At 46.2% G+C, this 17,066-nt stretch carries 16 protein-coding genes; 1 reads left to right on the top strand and 15 read right to left on the bottom strand.

Features of this window, described 5'->3' with window-relative positions:
- Nucleotides 1-71: 71 nt before the first annotated feature.
- The 12 genes from DESAL_RS06255 to DESAL_RS06310 all read right to left on the bottom strand — a co-directional run bounded on the left by DESAL_RS06255 (nucleotide 72) and on the right by DESAL_RS06310 (nucleotide 12,845).
- Nucleotides 72-1,229, bottom strand: a complete 1,158-nt coding sequence (locus DESAL_RS06255) for an OmpA family protein (RefSeq protein WP_041722154.1) — start codon at nucleotides 1,227-1,229, stop codon at nucleotides 72-74.
- 133 nt (nucleotides 1,230-1,362) lie between these two features.
- Entirely contained in the window at nucleotides 1,363-1,698 is a 336-nt protein-coding gene (locus DESAL_RS06260; RefSeq protein ID WP_015851125.1) for a hypothetical protein, read from the bottom strand.
- 19 nt (nucleotides 1,699-1,717) lie between these two features.
- A complete protein-coding gene (locus tag DESAL_RS06265) occupies nucleotides 1,718-2,767 on the bottom strand; it encodes a zinc-ribbon domain-containing protein (RefSeq protein ID WP_015851126.1) in 1,050 nt (349 codons plus the stop codon).
- Between the two features lie 87 nt (nucleotides 2,768-2,854).
- Entirely contained in the window at nucleotides 2,855-4,039 is a 1,185-nt protein-coding gene (locus tag DESAL_RS06270) for a glycosyltransferase (RefSeq protein WP_015851127.1), read from the bottom strand.
- Nucleotides 4,040-4,042: 3 nt separating this feature from the next.
- Nucleotides 4,043-5,128, bottom strand: coding sequence for a glycosyltransferase family 4 protein (locus tag DESAL_RS06275; RefSeq protein WP_015851128.1), 1,086 nt, complete (start codon nucleotides 5,126-5,128; stop codon nucleotides 4,043-4,045).
- A gap of 134 nt (nucleotides 5,129-5,262) precedes the next feature.
- Complete coding sequence (fliS, locus tag DESAL_RS06280; RefSeq protein WP_015851129.1) at nucleotides 5,263-5,805, bottom strand: flagellar export chaperone FliS; 543 nt, start codon at nucleotides 5,803-5,805, stop codon at nucleotides 5,263-5,265.
- A 79-nt stretch (nucleotides 5,806-5,884) separates the two neighbouring features.
- Nucleotides 5,885-7,618: a flagellar filament capping protein FliD gene (fliD, locus tag DESAL_RS06285; RefSeq protein WP_015851130.1), complete on the bottom strand. Its 1,734-nt coding sequence runs from the start codon at nucleotides 7,616-7,618 to the stop codon at nucleotides 5,885-5,887.
- A 206-nt stretch (nucleotides 7,619-7,824) separates the two neighbouring features.
- Entirely contained in the window at nucleotides 7,825-8,697 is an 873-nt protein-coding gene (locus DESAL_RS06290) for a flagellin N-terminal helical domain-containing protein (RefSeq protein WP_015851131.1), read from the bottom strand.
- A gap of 215 nt (nucleotides 8,698-8,912) precedes the next feature.
- Nucleotides 8,913-9,716: a tRNA (adenosine(37)-N6)-threonylcarbamoyltransferase complex dimerization subunit type 1 TsaB gene (tsaB, locus tag DESAL_RS06295; RefSeq protein ID WP_015851132.1), complete on the bottom strand. Its 804-nt coding sequence runs from the start codon at nucleotides 9,714-9,716 to the stop codon at nucleotides 8,913-8,915.
- A complete protein-coding gene (gene rseP / locus DESAL_RS06300; RefSeq protein ID WP_015851133.1) occupies nucleotides 9,717-10,784 on the bottom strand; it encodes an RIP metalloprotease RseP in 1,068 nt (355 codons plus the stop codon). It abuts the gene before it with no gap.
- Between the two features lie 9 nt (nucleotides 10,785-10,793).
- Nucleotides 10,794-11,996 carry a 1-deoxy-D-xylulose-5-phosphate reductoisomerase gene (locus DESAL_RS06305; RefSeq protein WP_015851134.1) on the bottom strand — a complete coding sequence of 401 codons (1,203 nt, stop codon included), beginning with the start codon at nucleotides 11,994-11,996 and terminating at the stop codon, nucleotides 10,794-10,796.
- Nucleotides 11,997-12,041: 45 nt separating this feature from the next.
- On the bottom strand, nucleotides 12,042-12,845 hold the full coding sequence (locus DESAL_RS06310) for a phosphatidate cytidylyltransferase (protein WP_015851135.1): 804 nt from the start codon (nucleotides 12,843-12,845) through the stop codon (nucleotides 12,042-12,044).
- Nucleotides 12,846-13,318: 473 nt separating this feature from the next.
- Here DESAL_RS06310 and DESAL_RS06315 point away from each other — a divergent pair, with 473 nt between their 5' ends.
- Nucleotides 13,319-15,034: an HD family phosphohydrolase gene (locus tag DESAL_RS06315; RefSeq protein ID WP_245543791.1), complete on the top strand. Its 1,716-nt coding sequence runs from the start codon at nucleotides 13,319-13,321 to the stop codon at nucleotides 15,032-15,034.
- A gap of 32 nt (nucleotides 15,035-15,066) precedes the next feature.
- On the opposite strand, the gene DESAL_RS06320 is transcribed toward DESAL_RS06315, so the two are convergent.
- Genes DESAL_RS06320 through DESAL_RS06330 form a run of 3 tightly spaced genes read right to left on the bottom strand, consistent with a single transcriptional unit; the run spans nucleotide 15,067 to nucleotide 17,062 of the window.
- Nucleotides 15,067-15,702: a hypothetical protein gene (locus tag DESAL_RS06320; RefSeq protein ID WP_015851137.1), complete on the bottom strand. Its 636-nt coding sequence runs from the start codon at nucleotides 15,700-15,702 to the stop codon at nucleotides 15,067-15,069.
- Between the two features lie 25 nt (nucleotides 15,703-15,727).
- Nucleotides 15,728-16,843: a hypothetical protein gene (locus DESAL_RS06325; RefSeq protein WP_015851138.1), complete on the bottom strand. Its 1,116-nt coding sequence runs from the start codon at nucleotides 16,841-16,843 to the stop codon at nucleotides 15,728-15,730.
- Between the two features lie 6 nt (nucleotides 16,844-16,849).
- Entirely contained in the window at nucleotides 16,850-17,062 is a 213-nt protein-coding gene (locus DESAL_RS06330) for a hypothetical protein (protein ID WP_015851139.1), read from the bottom strand.
- Nucleotides 17,063-17,066 lie beyond the last annotated feature (4 nt).

Genomic DNA, 17,066 nt, shown 5'->3' on the forward strand with positions numbered 1-17,066 from the left:
AAAACCTCCTCGTTCGGTGTGTAATCGAAGCGAGGAGGTTAATTTTGCTGATTTGATTTATCTGAACTTTATTATGGTGCGATAGATACCTGTACCCGTCTATTCAATAGTTTGTTGTACTTAGTGGTGTTGGGAACCAGCGGATTGGATTCACCAAAACCAGTTGTTCCGATGCGTTGCGGCGCAATAGGAAAATTATCGGTCAGGTATTTTTTGACTGATTCAGCACGTTCCTTGCTCAATTTGAAGTTGTACTCCGGTGAAGCGTCAGAATCAGTGTGGCCGCCGATAACAATGCGCTTATCTTTGAGGCGGTCGCTGATCAGGGCTTTCCCCAGTTCATTCAACAGTGAGTATGATTCAGGTTTGATTTGGGATGAGTCCACATCAAATTGTACAGCAAGGTTGATTGAGCGAGGTTTGGATTGCGCTTTAGGAGCTTGAGTTGTTGACTGTACTGGGGCAGGTGCTGCTTTGGGAGTTGCATGCTTTGCAACAGGTTGCTCCTGCTGAGTTGGTGTACTTTGGGGTATTGTGTTTCCGTTCTGTGGCGGTGACTGCATCTGCACCATGTTGGGCATCAGGCCTGCAACCATGCCCTGATTGGTGTTCTCGTAGCGGGCCCATGAGGTTAAGGGTACAGCCATGTCTGAAGCAATAGCCTGTATGATTTTATAGAAAGCAGAGTCCGGCATACGGTGCTCCCGCTTTACGAATATAAAATCATCATCCATCTTTTTCTCAATGCGGCCGCTTTGTTCAAAGGAGCAGACCAGTTGGCCGCGTTTTGTTTCGTAAATTTTTACCTGAACTGATACTGCGGAATCGTCCATGGTATGTCCCAGATAGAGATAGGGAACGAATCCTACTACCAGCAGGTCGTAGCCGCGCGAACGGGCGGTAAAAAGGGCTTCATCCAAGCCCCTATATATCAGATTATCATCATAGACCATGGACGGAAATACTTGCAGTCCGGTCCAATTCTGCCAGATTCCTTTGGCAACCCTTTGTCCCCAGTCGCTTCCCTTGTACATGGTCTGGGTTACGTGGAAAGGATAGAAAAGGGCGGAAATCGGTCCGTAGTGCGGTTTTTCCGGCCTTGAGTAGACCATCAACTGCGATAGGGATACTTCGGCATCCTGATAGTATACGGACTGAGTGGCGATTTGCGGTTCAAAATGGGTGCAGGCTGATAAAGCCAGCAAAAGGATCAGCAAATATTTTTTCATATCGGCAACCGGGATTGGGTTTAATAGTGTCTGAAATTTGACCATAAAATAGTTGCTAAAATAAAAGCAATATTTGTGCCGTATGATTCTGGGTAATAAAAAAGGTTCTTCTTTCGAAGAACCTTTTTTATTTTTATTGCATCAATTTAGTTGGGGATGGTGCTGCCTGCATGGAATCAAGGATTTGTTCCTTGGATTGGAGCATGCTTTCGCGTAGCTCCATTCTTCGCTGTACGGAGAGTTTTTTGAACTCCGGTTGGCGGGTTAGTTCAGTAAGTTGTTCCATTTCGCCCTTAATTCTCTCAACTTTTTGCAGCATTTCGCTCTGGGGCGAACAGACTTGAGAGCATGCATCTGCTAGTTCGGAAATTTCTCTGGCCATACTCCTAAAGCTTTTAGGATTAATTTCCTTGGCAATGCGGACGCGCTCCTTGGCGTTGGCAACTTTTCCTTTGATCCATCCAAACATAAATTACCCTCGGATACTGCTAGATTGTGGGCTGGTTGAACTGCATGTAGAAGCCCAGAATGACCAACAGTAACACAATAGGCATCACCATTGAAAGAACAACTCGCATGTATGTTGTATTATGGATGTTTTTGTAGGCAATAATAGAAATGGCAACACTTATCAGTGCGCCGATCATATCACCCACAATGGGGACAATACAGAGGATGATCGGGGCATATGAGTATGTGGTAGCCCTGAAAGTGGCCTGATATCCGCGTTCTCCCGCTCCAAAGATCATGAGCAGGATGTGGGTCATGCCGATAAGCGGAAAGCTGATTCCTGCCAGCATGAGCGGGTAAAGGAGCAGAGATAAAAGGGCCGGTCCGGTTCCATCCTGCAGAGAATCTGCAATCATGGAGTCATTCATAATTCTGCCGACATCGGCACCCATTGAAGTGTCCACCCCGGTCATAGCCCAAACAAAATTACAGATCTCCTGAAATTCTGCCAGAATGACAAAAAAGAACAGGGGCATCAGGAAACCCTTGAGCGGCATATCTTTAAAGAAAGCAGCCGGGGAAAGGATCACTTTTTTGATGGTCAGGAAAAGGCCGGGGAAAAAACCGTATTTTTCCAGATTTTCAAACGGAACTTCATTTTCTTCAGCATAACTGTCAGTTTCGTAGCCGTGCTCTTCCTCATGAAGGTCTTCTTCCGGTTTCATTGAGTCAAGGCGCTGCCAGATATCTGATTTATCTTCCTGAATCTGTTCCTCGCGGATGGCTTCAGGCTGCTGGTTGAATTGTTCATCATAAGGACGGGGCTGTTCTTCGCCGAATCCTTCGGGGTGCTGCTCCTGTGCATGCTGTTGAGCATAGGCTGCAGCATCCTGATAACCGTCTTCTTCAGGGGCTGTAGGGTTTGTATTCTCTGGAGCTATTCCCGGAACCGGGTCGCTTTCCTCTTCAAAATCTCTGAATTTGAACTTGGCCTGACACTTTGGACAGGTGGCAAGCTGGGCAGTTGCCGGGATTTTATCTTCCGGAATTTCACTGCTGAAATCGCACTCGGGACAAGTAACTTTCATATTAAATCCTTGAAGCTGTTTGTCTGAATATTTCGGTCAGACCTAATAAATTTTATACTGTTAGGCAATGGCAATTGTACATGAACATTATGACATACGAACATCCGGAAGCAGCAATGGACCGACTTTCCTGTCTTTTCGGGGGCTAAGCAATTCCTTAGTAATATTAGGAAACTCTATGCCCAGTCGATGGCTGAATTGACCTCCGGTCGAATTGTTGAAGTTTTCCAGTTTGGATTCAATTTTTTCTCTGCTTTTTAAAAGATGAGTCAAATGTTGAATCGGGGTGTCCGGCAGTATTCCGGAAACACCCTCTAATCCGGTTAATTGCTCGTGAATCTTATTAACAAATTTAAGATTACAACTGTTTTTAAAAAGCCTCAGCTGTAGGTCCGGCCAGAGTCCGTAACCGATGCGGCAATGATTCTGGTCGGGATAAAATGTAATCCGGGGCAGATACCATCCGTTACACTGCTCGCAGGAAGTCATCAATCTTATGTCATCCCAATCTTCGGGGCGCAACCTTTCGTCAGCGTCAATATAAATAATCCATTCGCCGGAACAATTTTCAAGCATTCGGTTACGTTGCGCTGAGAAGTCAGCATCAAGCGGATGACAGATATTTATAATCTCTGCCCGGTGAAATTTCTGAAGATCAGAGATAGAGGCTGGCTCAGCACAATCCCATACCAGAACAATTTCAGTTATCCATTCAGGAAAATTTTTGATGAAATCTTCGAGCTCGGGTTCGTCAGGACTGAGAATTGCTGCTGCAGAAATTCTGCTACCTGAATCCTGCGTTGGATAGTCAATTTTTTTGCAGCCGGAAAAGATCTTTTGCAGGTTTTGATGTTTGCTCTTGCTATTGCCATCCAGCGCAGGATTGAGAATCAGGTGTGAATTTGCAGCGGAGTAACCATTTTGGATCAGCAGCAATAGCATGGCCCAGATTGATGAATCTGTCAGCAGAATACAGTTTTCGTGCGATTGATTAAAACTGTTTAGATTTAGATTTCGAATATGCTCAGGATATAGATCACAGATCAATAGTTCTTGTTCAGCCGTTTTGTTTTCCGCCAGTGCCTTTCCCAGCAAACCATCCCCAGCGCCGAAAAGTATGAGAGCTTTAGTCTTGCGCCGCGATGCGAAACGCAGGTGTTTTTGGGCTGTTTCTTCAGGTGATGCCGAAACGTCTTTCAATTCTTCCAACTGCTGACCTGAAAGTTTGTAGGTTAAAATTTGTTCCGAGTATAAATCGAAGATGTGAGTCATGGCTTAAATGGCCTTTTTCATTTTGAGCAGGTCCAGATAAATATTGCCAAGTTTAAAGGCAATGTCTTGTGCCCGGAATAGTTTTGCCGCTTTAGCACGGCCGTTTTCACCCATTTTACGTGCTTCCTTTGGATTGGTTAACAAAAAGCGGATGTATTGTGCAAATTCCAGTGCATTATGAGCAACAAAACCGGTTTCACCATGATCGACAAGTTCTAATTGTGCGTTATCCCGCATCTCTTTGCTGGGATGGGTTATGACGGGAAGTCCGGCAGCCATAGCCTCAGCAATTACCAGCCCGAAGGACTCGCCCGTGTCGTTGGCATGGACCAGAAAGCTGATTGAATTGAGGAATTCGGCAATCTCGCTGTCAGTCAGCACCGGCGGGAGGAAATTGACTAAACTTTCCAGATTGTGATCAGCCACATATTTTTCAGCATCCGGTATTCCACCGATGATCCGGTATTGGAATGGAGTTATCTGCTGATTTTTTATCTTTTCTTTCAGGATGGGTAGAAAATCAAGTGCAAGTATTGACCATTTACCTTTGTCTGCCCGGGAAATTCTTCCGAATGAATCAGCAGGTATTTCCCGGTCGTGAGGGCATTTATCCAGAAAAAAATCAGTATCAACAGGATTGTACAGTACGGAGTATTTCGGTTCCACCGTAGGTATGGAATTAACAGCTGCATATCGCTTTGCACAGAAATTGGAAACAAAAAGGTGGCGGTCAATCAGTTCCCCTTCAGGACTGGGGTCATGATGTCCGAACACATTTGTTTCAACCAAAAGGGGAGTTTTGGCTAATTTAAAAGGGCGCAGAGACCCCGGTTCGGCCCAGCCTGCACGATGGATATGGACCACTTGCGGCTGAAATTTATGGAGGACGGAGAGCAGATCAGTTCCTACAAAGGTCTCTATTCCCTGCTCCCGGATAAGTTTTCCCCGTGGTCCGTTTGCGGGAGAGTAGGTCGCAGTGTGAAAAATTTTCCTGTCCAGATTGACAGCAAATGATTGCATGACTTTTTCAGTGCCTCCCAAACCAAGCGATGGGGAGACCTGAAGTACCCTTATTCTGTTTTTTTCCATGATAGAAATAGATGACAGATACACGGTGCTAAGTAAAGAGGGGCTTTCCTATCTTGCTTTAATTCATAAAAAAGCCCCTGCCGAAGCAGGGGCTTGTCTTATCAAATTAGCCGGAGCAAATTACAGTTAATTTGTTATGCTCCGCCTCCGTATGCGTTTGCAGCTTTTTTCAAGCGCAGGGCGTTGGGGGCGGGGATGTTCTGGGTTTTGGGCATTCCGTAACCTGCATCGTTTACAAAACTGCGGTTCACGTTGGTTGTGCCACTGTTTGCAGTCGCAGCTGTCTGCAGGGGAACTGCAGCCTGAGCTTCTGCTGTGGGGATAATTTCCCGGTATGCGGAAGCAATGCCGTCGATAATCTTGATTACTTCATCAAGTTTTTCCGTATCCATTTTCAGGTTGGCCTGCAGCAGTCTGGTATTACAATAAATATAGAGCTTGCTGAGGTTTTCTGCCAGTTCTCCGCCTTTTTCCTTGTTCAGGCTGGCGGTAAGTTCAGAAATAACTTCAATGGCTTTGGATATAAGAATCCCTTTCGCAGCATAGTCTTTCTCATTAATTTTCACTTTTGCCTGCTTCATGAATTTGATTGCAGCATCATAAAGCATGATGAGAAGTTCACCCTTGGAAGTGGTATGGACCTGAGTTGAAAGGTATGCTTGAGCGGCTTTGTGCATATATTTGCTCCTCCTGACTTACTGATCGGCAAGCTTTTTAGAAAACCTTAGACTGTTTTTTGATTTATTTTGAATTTAGCTAGCCTTTCATCAGCTGGGTCACACTGGCAGTCAACTGTGCAGATTTACCCTGATAGTTTCCAAGTAAGGCATCAAGTCTGGCGTATTTTTCTGTAAGCATACGTTTTTTAAGTGCAATTCGGTCTTCTTCAGATTCGATTTTTTTATCAATATTCCGCATGATGGTATCATAGTTGTCCTGAAGAATCTCAAGAGGACCGCTCTCACCGGTCATATCTTCAAGAGCCTCAACCATCTCGCCTGTCTTGCCAAGCTTGAGGTGGACGTTGATTGCATCGGAAGCGTCACTATTGGAGTTACCGTAAACTCCATCTGCACGGTTTTCTACTCGGATAGCCATACCAGCTGCGTCAGTGCCACCTGCACCGGTAATCTGCCAGTTGGCGGCATCGACCAAAGCGGTTTGGCCGTTAATTGTTGCGGAAATTATCTGGCCGCCGGAAACTTCGTATTGAACATTATAGTCACCGGCTTTGGTTGTTCCGTTAATGTGCGAAACATACTGAACATTGGGGGAGTCACTGACCCCTTCATAGTTTGCGGCAAAGAGCATCGCCACAGACATAGGGTCGGCGTCAAGCGCTTCGTTGAGCTTCTCAGTATCAAGCTCCAGCAAACCCATGTTAGCGCCGCCACTATCTGCATTGGTCAGAATTCCAAGCTGAGAAAGGGCAGAGTAGCGGTCGCCGGTAAAATCGCCGTTGGGGAGTTCTTCATACCAGCTGAAGCCTATGCCCTTACTGGCAATAATATCCTTCATCCGCTGGCCGACAAGCAGTTCAACCCCGTAGTTACCTGTTAGGATCGAGCCTTTTGCTGAATCCGAAGATGTTGTTACCGAGGTCAGGTCTTTGATCATCTGTCGGATTTCATTGTTCTGATCGACAAATTTCTGGACATTTTCTTTCATGCCCTCTTTGTCGGTAACAATGCCTATCGCGGTGGTCTGCCCTGCTGCGTTGGTATTCTTCAGGTTAAGGGTTACCCCGTCGATAACGTCACTGATGGTGTTGGTATCGCGTTCTATCCAGTCACCTGGAGCAGGAGGGTAGCCGTCAACTTTAATCTGAGAGTTTACAGCATTCTGGGTTTCATCAAAATCATTCTTGGTGAAGACCATGCCAACAGTATTGTCGATGGTCACCTGATTGTCCGCTCCGAGATCAAGTCCGTATATTTGCAGGTGGTAGCTGGTTCCATCGTTGATGGTGGTCGCCCTGATTTTCTCTCTGGAGTCAACATGAGAGTTGATCAGGTTTACGAAACCCTGAAGTGATGTTCCCGCACTGATGTTGCTCAGGGTGATGGTTTCGGAACCATACGTAAAAGTGAACTCACCTGTGGAACTGAAAATTGATTCTGTCAGGCTTGAAACACCTGAGTCAGTTACATGAATATCGTTAGTAGCAAGCTGGCCGATTTCAATTGCATGGGAAGAAACCAGAGCTTCGGCAGAAGCCGTGGCGGTAAGAGTCCCGGAATCTGAAGTGGTTACGGTCTTGCTCATGAACTCATCAAGAGTATCCATGGACTTGAGCGTAGTTTGCAGACCGAGGAGAGCGGTGTTCAGTTCCTGAAATTTTTCAACTTTATCGCTCCATGAGCTTTTCCAGCTTTCGAGTCTATTAATATGAACTCGCTCAAGCTTAATCAGCCCGTCGATAAGAGACTGGAAGTCGGTTCCGGAACCGAGTCCGGTAAAGTTGATATTTCCTGAGGTGTAATCTGACATAATAATCTCCGGGAATTTTTTTCCCTGGTTCTATTCTCACCTCATCCGATGCAATCAGGATGCCAAACGTTAACGATTGATTAAGTTATGTTAATGGTTCTGGAGTGCTTAGTTTCAGTTAAGCTGAAAGCCGGAACCGGTTGGACCGGGCCCGGCTTTCCTCTTAAGTCTGACTTGGTCAGAATGCTTTATGCTGCGCCGGTTTATTAACCGATAAGCTGCATTGCCATTCTGGGCATGCTGTTAGCCTGCGAGAGCATAGCCACTGCGGACTGGGTCAGGATCTGGTTACGGGTGAACTCAGTCATTTCAGTTGCAACGTCAACGTCGGAGATGCGGGATTCCGCAGCCTGAACGTTTTCTGCCTGGATAGACAGGTTGGTAATGGTGTTTTCCAGTCTGTTCTGGAGAGCACCGAGGTTCGCGCGGATCTTATCCTTGGAGATAATAGCCTTGTTCAGCTTATCCAGAGATTCCTGCGCCAGAGCCTGAGTAGAAATGGAGTTGTTTGCCGCAATCCCAACACCAAGTGCTGATGCTGTGGAAGTGCCAATGGAAACATAGTAGTAGTCTTCTGCTGAGTCGTTAGCAGTACCAAAGTGAACCTTGATCTTACCAGAAGACTCTAAGCCGGCTCCACTGTGGGTTCCGGATACGTTACCATTAAGCAGGTGAATGCCGTTAAAGTCAGTAGCATTCGCAATACGGGTAATTTCTGAAGCCATTGCCTGATATTCGGAGTCGATGATCAGACGCTGGTCAGAGTTGTAGGTACCGGTTGCGGCCTGAGTTGCAAGTTCCTTCATACGAATGAGCTTTTCATCAATAACACCGAGAGCGCCGTCAGCGGTCTGGATCATTGAAATTGCATCGTTGGCGTTACGGATACCCTGGTTGAGTGACTTGATGTCAGCGCGCATAAGTTCGCGAATTGCGAGGCCTGCAGCATCGTCAGCCGCGGTTCCAACGCGAAGACCTGAAGACAGGCGACGGGTTGATACACCGAGGTTACCATATGATTCTTGCAAGTTGCGCGAGGCATTCATCGCCATCAAGTTGTGGTTAATTACTAAAGACATGTTTTCCTCCTTGAAAAGTGATCTTTGGCTTCCTTGCCAAAAACATTGCCTTGGAACAAAAGGTTCACAAAGCGGTACTGGTCCTTCGTGCCTACCTGATCGTCTGAAACATAGATTACTTTAGGGTTTGGAGGATTTTTTTATTTATTTAATAAAAAAAGGGACCTCCGTTTATGGAGATCCCTTTAGTGAATATTAAATTTTATAAAAATTAATTAACGGGGCGTAATGTTCTTGAGTCGTTCTTTTGCCATTTCAAGGGAAATTCCACTTTTTTTGGTTATGGCTTCAAGGTTTTCCTCTGCATCTGAGCCGCGTAAATACATGGGCATCGGCATTGTGTCTGAATATTCGGCATGCGCCGCTGCTTCAATTACATCTTGTTCGGTAGGAATGTTGAATCTTTCCGGCATGGCTGAATATTGGGAATGTTCAGCCAGAAACTCGTCAAAGAAAGCTTTGTTTTTGATCAGTCCACTACCGAGAAGAGCAGCCTGCTTCTGTTTATATGAAAGGATTACTTTTACTGCTTCCTGAACTGGAACCGGAAGTGGCGGGGTAATGGCAGTCAAATGACCATTGTCAGTGATTGCTTCAAAGCCTTGCAGGTATACCTGCATTCTCCGTGAATGGGTGACCGCCCATACGGGCATTCCACTTACAAGAGCTCCTCCTTTTGCGAGTATCGGCAGGTAATCCAGAGCAGCTACGGGACAACCGCTTCCGGCGGAAATGCCTGCTGCGGCAGCAAAGGTAAGGCGGAGCCCGGTGAAGCTTCCTGGTCCTGCGGTAATGGCAATTCGGGTGATATCTCTGGCTTCGTATCCAAAGAGATTCAGGGAATCCCGAACAGACGGGAGCATAAAGTTGACCGAACGTCCCGGTACAACCAGTTTTTTGGCTTCCAGTAAGGAGAATGCTTCTTCATCTTCTTCCCGGCGGGCCAGTATTATCTGTAATGTTTCCTCCGTGCCGTTAATCGCCAGCAGGAGTTCTTCTTTTTCTGTTGTAAAAGTCATTTATTTTAATGCTTCTCGGGTCAGGTCATTGATAATGGCAAAAGCCATGAGGCAGAGCAGGAAAATCAAGCCTATTTTGGTTGCTACAGCCTGAAGTTTTTCATTCAGGGGGCGGCGCATTACTGTTTCAAGGCTGAAGAAGAGTAAGTGACCGCCATCAAGTACCGGTATGGGTAACAGGTTGAGCAGACCGAGGTTGATGCTGATGAATGCTGTGAACTGGAGCAGTTCCAGCAGGCCGCGTTCGGACTGTTGTTTGATGGCTTGCGCAATCATGATAGGTCCGCCGATGGAATCCATAGGCACGACCCGTTCAACCATTTTAACGATACTTGTGCAGATCAGTTTGGTGACGTTCCATGTTTGCTCTGCAGCAGCTACAGCACCATCGATTCCGTTCATTTCTATTGTTTTGGAATCGCCGGAAGCTACAATGCCGACCACAGGTCTGCGGATAGTTTCACCAAAAATGTTTTTAAGTTCTTGAACCTGCGGCTTAATTGCAATCTCTTTGGTGCTGCCGTCTCTTTCAATAACAAAATTAAGGGTGTCGGACTGACTGCTCTGGATTGTCTCAGCAAGATCGGACCAAAAGATAATATTGTGTCCTTGGATAGAAAGGACGTTATCTCCGACTTCTATTCCGGCATGCAGGGCCGGGCTGTCCGGCTGTAATTTACCTACTGTGGGGGCAAGTCCCATCTGGCCGTTGCTGATGATGATTCCCCAGAAAATAACCCATGCAAGGACAAAGTTGAATAAAGGACCGGCGGCAACCACGATCATGCGGTGCCACGGGGGACGGTTCATGAAAAGTTCTTTATCATTGAATCCGTTGTCTTCGGTCATGTCCCGTTCTTCACCGGCAAGACTTACGTATCCGCCAAGAGGGATCAGGGAAAGGCGGTAGTTGGTGGCTCCCCATGTGAAACCGGCCAGCCTTGGGCCGAAGCCCAGTGAAAAAGTCTTCACACCGATGCCGAGCATACGGGCTGCAAGGAAATGGCCAAGTTCATGGAAAAAGATCAGTCCGCCGAGGACCAGAATAAAATCAACTATCCAAGACATAAATTTTCCTTAGACGATGGATTCCATCACATCTCGTCTGGTTTTGATATCCAGTTCAAGGACTGCTCCAGCTTCGCTTACATCACATCCGGCATGGCTTTCCAGTGCCTTGCCGATAATGGCCGGAATGTCCAGAAAGCGGATCTTTTCTTTCAGGAAAAGGTCGACCGCTACTTCATTTGCTGCGTTGAGGACAATAGGATGACTCTGTCCGGCTGAGAAAGAATCCGCTGCATGTTTCAGGCAGGGGAAGACTTCAAGATCCGGCTTTTCAAAGGTCAGGGTGCCTACCTCTGCGAGGTTCAGCTGTTTGAGCTTCAAGGGGACGCGCTGGGGGAAGCACATGCAGAAAGCAATGGGGATCTGCATGTCCGGTACGCCAAGGTGTCCAAGCTGTGAACCGTCCACATACTCAACCAAAGAGTGGATTATGGACTGGGGGTGAACCACAACATCCACCTGTTCCGGCGGCAGGCCGTAGAGGTGGCAGGCTTCAATGAATTCCAGCCCCTTATTCATGAGGGTTGCGGAATCAATGCTGATTTTTGCGCCCATGTCCCAGTTGGGGTGGGCCAGAGCCTGTTCGCGTGTTACTGTTTCGAGAAATTCTTTTGATTTGCCACGGAACGGTCCGCCGGAAGCTGTCAGAATAAGTCTGCTTACTTCTTCGCCATCGTGTCCGGCAAGCCCCTGAAAAAGTGCGTTATGCTCAGAGTCTACCGGAAGGATGGTTGCACCGGTGCGGTGGCATTCATCGCGGATGATATGGCCGCCGAGCACAAGGGATTCCTTGTTTGCAAGAGCTATCATTTTTCCTTTCTTGGCAGCGGCAAGAGTGGGCTCAAAACCTGCGGCCCCGACAATGGATGAAAGGACAACAGACACTTCTTCCAGTTCAGCAAGGGTGATGTAAGCGGAAGGCCCGGTCAGGATTTCCGGTTTGTAATCAGCAGGAAGCAGGCTTTTCAGTTCAGCAGCAGCTTCATCGTTAAGTACAGCCAGGTACTGGGGGCGATGTTTAATAGCCTGCTCTGCCAGCAGCTTTGCATTTCTTGCTCCGGCAAGGGCGGTTACCTTGAAAAGATCCGGGTGCTGCTCAATTACCTTAAGGGTGCTGGTTCCGATAGAGCCGGTGCTGCCCAGAATGGAAATTGATCTGGGGAAATCCGGTAATGTCGCTTTTGCCGGCCATGGGGAAATATATGTTTGCAAGTCTTTATATCCGTCTGTTTTGTGGGCTTTGGAGCAAGTCCCGGTTTAGAAGAAAGAGTGAATTTGTCTTGCCAGAATATATACGGGAAGAGCGAGCACAAGGCTGTCGATCCGGTCCAGTACTCCACCGTGCCCCGGAAGGATTTTTCCGGAATCTTTAATTTGGAGTTTTCTTTTAAGAGCTGATTCGAAAAAGTCTCCCATCTGGGAAGCTATGTTGAGCATTATCGCAAGAGCAATCCAGTATAGGGTCGGTGCATGTCCGAAAAAGTGTCCGAACACGGTACAGCAGATGATGCATCCGGTCATTCCGCCAATAGACCCGGCCCATGATTTTTTGGGGCTGATCTGGGGCCAGATTTTCTTCTTACCGAAGAAAGTTCCGGCATAGAAGGCGGCAGTGTCAGAAGAAGAAGCGGCAAGGAGAACGAAAAGAATTTCCCAGCTGCTCATGGAGGTCATGAACTGCATGGTAACGGGGACGTATACCAGTCCTGCAAAGAGTATCAGGCTGTCCAGATAGGTCGCCTGATCAGGTTTTGCACTATATGAAAACAGGAACCGGAAATTGAACAGCCAGAAAGCTCCCAGCATGATCAAAAGCATCCAGACCGGAGAAACTGTAGCGGAAGTAAGGATTATACCAGCTCCAGCGGCCATTCCGACAATTCTAGATGCGAGGTGTGATTTGTCCTGCCAGAACATGGCATAGAATTCATAGAGAGCGATGGTGCAGAATATAGCCAGCCCGCCGGTTAAGACCGGTCCCCCCATGATCAGGGCTGTTGCAAGGGCTGCTACCAGGAGCAGGGAAGTGATAATTCGTTTTTGAAGGCTGCTTAGGGACATGAAATCCTCGGTTAAAAAATTTCCACAAAAATGCTATTAAAATATATAAATACCGCTTTTGAAAAATGGTTCTCCGCGTGTGTGTGAAGCTTCATGTCTCGAAAGAAGTAAAAAGTCAGTGCCAGTATAGAGCAGATTATGCTTAATCGTGCAAAAAACTCCATTTTTATAATTCATTAATAACTGGCGGGCAAGTCGTTGACAGTTATTTTTCCATATTAATTCTCCAATAGTCATTAAGGGCTTACATGTGCTTCAATCATTGGTATAAATAGTTGAGAGAGGTTTCAGAACGTTATTCTTTGTGTTATTAGTAAGTAAATATTGCTGCAGGTTTTATTTTTGTTGCGAATATAGTGTTATTGTATAAAAATTACCAATGTTGTTCTGGGGTTGTGCAGTTGTTTTTTTCGAAGGATGTTTCTTCGGATGTGTATTCTTGCAGGGAGGGGATGGTGTCACGGAATGGAAAGTTGTCTTCGGGGTTAGAAGAACTACATGATCTTTTGGAAAATGCATTAGTTGATTTGCAGGGGACTGATTGCCATGAAGCAGTAAGTAAGCTGAGTCAGGATATTACAACTGCTTTCGCTAAAAGTTCCGATGCAAAAGAAGATCTTGTCGAACGGTTGACTGAGATCGGCTTAGCGCTTTCTGGGGAGACCAGGCTTGAGCGTTTGCTGGAGATGATTGTTGATGAGGCACGTGTTTTGACTCGGGCGGATGCCGGGACTCTCTACATTGTTGACAGCGAAAGCCGTAAACTTGAATTTTCCATTCTTCAAAATGATACCATGCAGGTTCGGATGGGCGGAACCAGCGGAAATGAGATAACCCTGCCTCCGGTTTCTCTTTATACTTCAGGTAATAATCCTAACAAATCCAACGTTTCCTCATATTGCGCTTTGACCGGTGAAACAATCAATATTGCAGATGTTTATGAGGCCGAAGGTTTTGATTTTACCGGACCTCGCAAATATGACGCTGCTACCGGTTACCGTTCCAAATCCATGCTTGTGCTGGCTTTGAAAAATCACGAGCAGGATATCATCGGAGTGTTGCAATTACTCAATGCTCTGGATGAGGAAGGCGAGATTATCGGGTTTTCGTCAGATGTCGTGGACATTGTAGGTTCATTGGCTTCGCAGGCAGCTATAGCTTTGACCAACGCCCAGCTGATTCAGGGACTTAAAGACCTTCTTTACTCGGTAATCCAGAGTATTGCCGCAGCCATTGATGCCAAGTCTCCTTATACTAATGGACATATTGAGCGGGTTGTGACCATTACTATGATGATTGCCGATAAGGTTAATTCCATTCAAGAAGGTAAATATGCGGATGTGCACTTTACCGATGATGAATTGGAGGAGTTAAAACTGGCCGCATGGATGCATGATGTGGGCAAGATATCCATCCCGGAACATGTGGTAGACAAGTCCACCAAATTACAAACTATTTTTGATCGTTCTCAAATGGTGGACGCGCGGTTCAGGCTTATTTCCGAGACCATCAAAAACAGGCAGCTTGAGGAAACTATTGCCGCTCTGAAAAACGGTGTTGGTCAGGCAGAGCTGGTTGATATAGAAATGCGTTATGCCGTTGAGCTGGAGCAGGCTGAAGAAGATCGGCAGTTTATCAATTCCTGTAATATTCCTAAAGAGTTTATGTCTGATGAGCGCATTGCAAGGGTTATGGGGATTGCTTCCCGTACCTTTGAAAGCAATGGCGAAACTTTCAACTGGCTGACCGAGGATGAGGTTAAAAACCTATGCATCCGAAAAGGAACCCTGACAGACAAGGAACGTGAAGTTATCGAGAGTCATGCAGCAATTACGCATGAAATGCTATCGCGGCTTCCATTTCCCAAGAGGCTTTCCCGTGTTCCTGAATATGCAGCAGGACATCACGAGAAATTGGATGGTTCGGGATATCCCAATGGAGTGGCCGGAAATAATCTTCCTTTGCAGGCAAGAATTATGGCCGTTGCTGATATTTTTGAAGCTCTGACAGCTAAGGACAGGCCATATAAGAAGCCGATGAAACTTTCGCAGGCGATTAAGATTTTGGGATTTATGGTCAAAGATAAGCACATTGACGAAGATGTCTGTCAGCTCTTCATCGATTCCGGTCTATACTTGGATTACGCCAAGGCTGAGCTTGATCCTTCGCAATTGGAAGAAAATAATTAAAAAAGGGGAGCGACCATGTTGCTCCCCTTTTTTTATCTCTTTTTATTATTCTCTTTCCAGTGAGTCAGCACCGTATCGATGGTGCGCAGGCGGGCTATCTTGCGGGCAATATCGATAACTGCCAATTTGATAAGCCGGTCCTTCTTGGGGTGCATGTACTCTCCGGTCAGGTTCAGCGCATACGAGGTCGGAGGATCGAATTCTACTCCTAGAAAATCTCCGTTGATATCAACTAATGCGGAGTATTGTTCGTAATCCTCGTCATATTCAATATCTACCTCAGATGCTCCAATGACAACGTAGTCTACAGCGTTGTCACGAGCAATGGAGATAATTTCATCTTCGGTTACAGTCTGTTGTGATGTGGCGTATGATCGCTTGCATGAGTCGAGCAGAAATCCCGTAATCATGCGGTCACGGTGGGTTTCAAAACCGGCCTCATTAAATTCCTGCTGTAATGATTTGTTAAGGTTGCGGATCAGGTTTTCGCATTCCTGCGGGGAGAGGTTTTCCCCTTTGATGCGAGGTACAAGTGAAAAGACAATGGTCGGTTTTCCTGTTTTTTTGTAAATCTTGTATCCATCTTTGCTTCCGCATATTCCGGTTGTTGCAAAGGACAGCACCAGTATGGCTGAAATGATGATTGAAATTAATGACGTTTTTTTCATTACAAGCTCCTTGTCTGCATTTCGTTTATCGTTTGCAGGAATCCAGATCGGAAAGGGTATTGATCAGACTGTTGTAATAGTTCACATCTGACACGGATGTATGACCTTTGGCGATAGTGGCATCAACAGCTTTGATACATTTTATGACATCACCGTTGCCTTGAAGGTAGGCTGCGGTAGTGTAGTTACGCTCAATAAAGGCCCCAAGATCATTATCCTTAGATCCGGTTTTGATGGTCAGGCTGTATTTGGTTTCTGGCTTGGGCATGCGCATGCTGGTTTGGTAAACATTGTCCCTTTCTGAGAATCCTGATTTTTCCGAACCTTGTTGGAAAGATACTCCGAACATGGAAACCGAAGCATGGAGTCCTCTGCGAATGGCGTTAAACCGCGATTTAGGAGGCAAGACCATGATTTCCTGCGAAAGAGCCTGTGAAGCCAGCATCTGGGCTAATGATTTATACTTGGCGGGATTCTGAATGCGTTTAAGAGTTCCCTTGGAAAGGGTTATGTCATCGACGGAGCATGTTTTTGTTGAAAACAGGTAATACATATTGGCAAGACATTTGCCCAGTTCATCTTGTGCATCAGCTTTCAGTCTCTTTCGGTCGGTGAAGAATTCCACAATGGAAGATCTTATTTGACCGGCAAGTGGTTCAAGGCTGAAGTTTTTGGTCTTATCCAGATATGGGACAGATATCAGCATGGGAGCTGAATATACCAGCGATTCAGATTTTGCCTGAAAGAGCAGGAAGTTCAACCCTATGTAAACCCGTCCTTTGTATAGTCGTTGTTCTGCTGAACCATACTCATCCACAAACGATATGACGTTATCCACAAATAGAAGTGGAATGAGGATAGATTCCGGGTCGAATTTGTCTCCGAATCCAGCTCTCTTGATATTTATGCCTTCGTTTTTAGCAACAGCACGCTTCAGGAATCCGAGGATACCTTTACGCAGGGACTTTTTGAATTGTTTATCCTTGAGTATGATACTCAGTTCCGTTTTGTGGCGGTCTTTTTCCTTATTGCGCACCTTTCCAATAGCTGGCGGCATAATGTAAAGCTCAGCAGCTTCAACCCATGATCCGCAGAGCAGTGTGACCAGTAGGATAAGAACAAGACTGAATTTACGGGCCATAATCTTTTACCATTTATAGCCTTCAGTTGAATCCTGGCTTTCTTCCTGCTTAATTTCTTCGGTACGATCCTTGGCAGATTTGGTTTCGTCCTTGAGATCTCCTGCGGACTGGTGGACTCCTTCCATAGACTGTTTTGCAGAGTCTGCCTGCTTGAATCCGCAGGCGGAAAGGGTCAGAAATGCAACGACACAAAGTAACAGTATTTTGAATCTTTTCATCAAT

Origin of the sequence: Maridesulfovibrio salexigens DSM 2638 (genome assembly GCF_000023445.1) — a bacterium.
Lineage (GTDB): Bacteria > Desulfobacterota > Desulfovibrionia > Desulfovibrionales > Desulfovibrionaceae > Maridesulfovibrio > Maridesulfovibrio salexigens.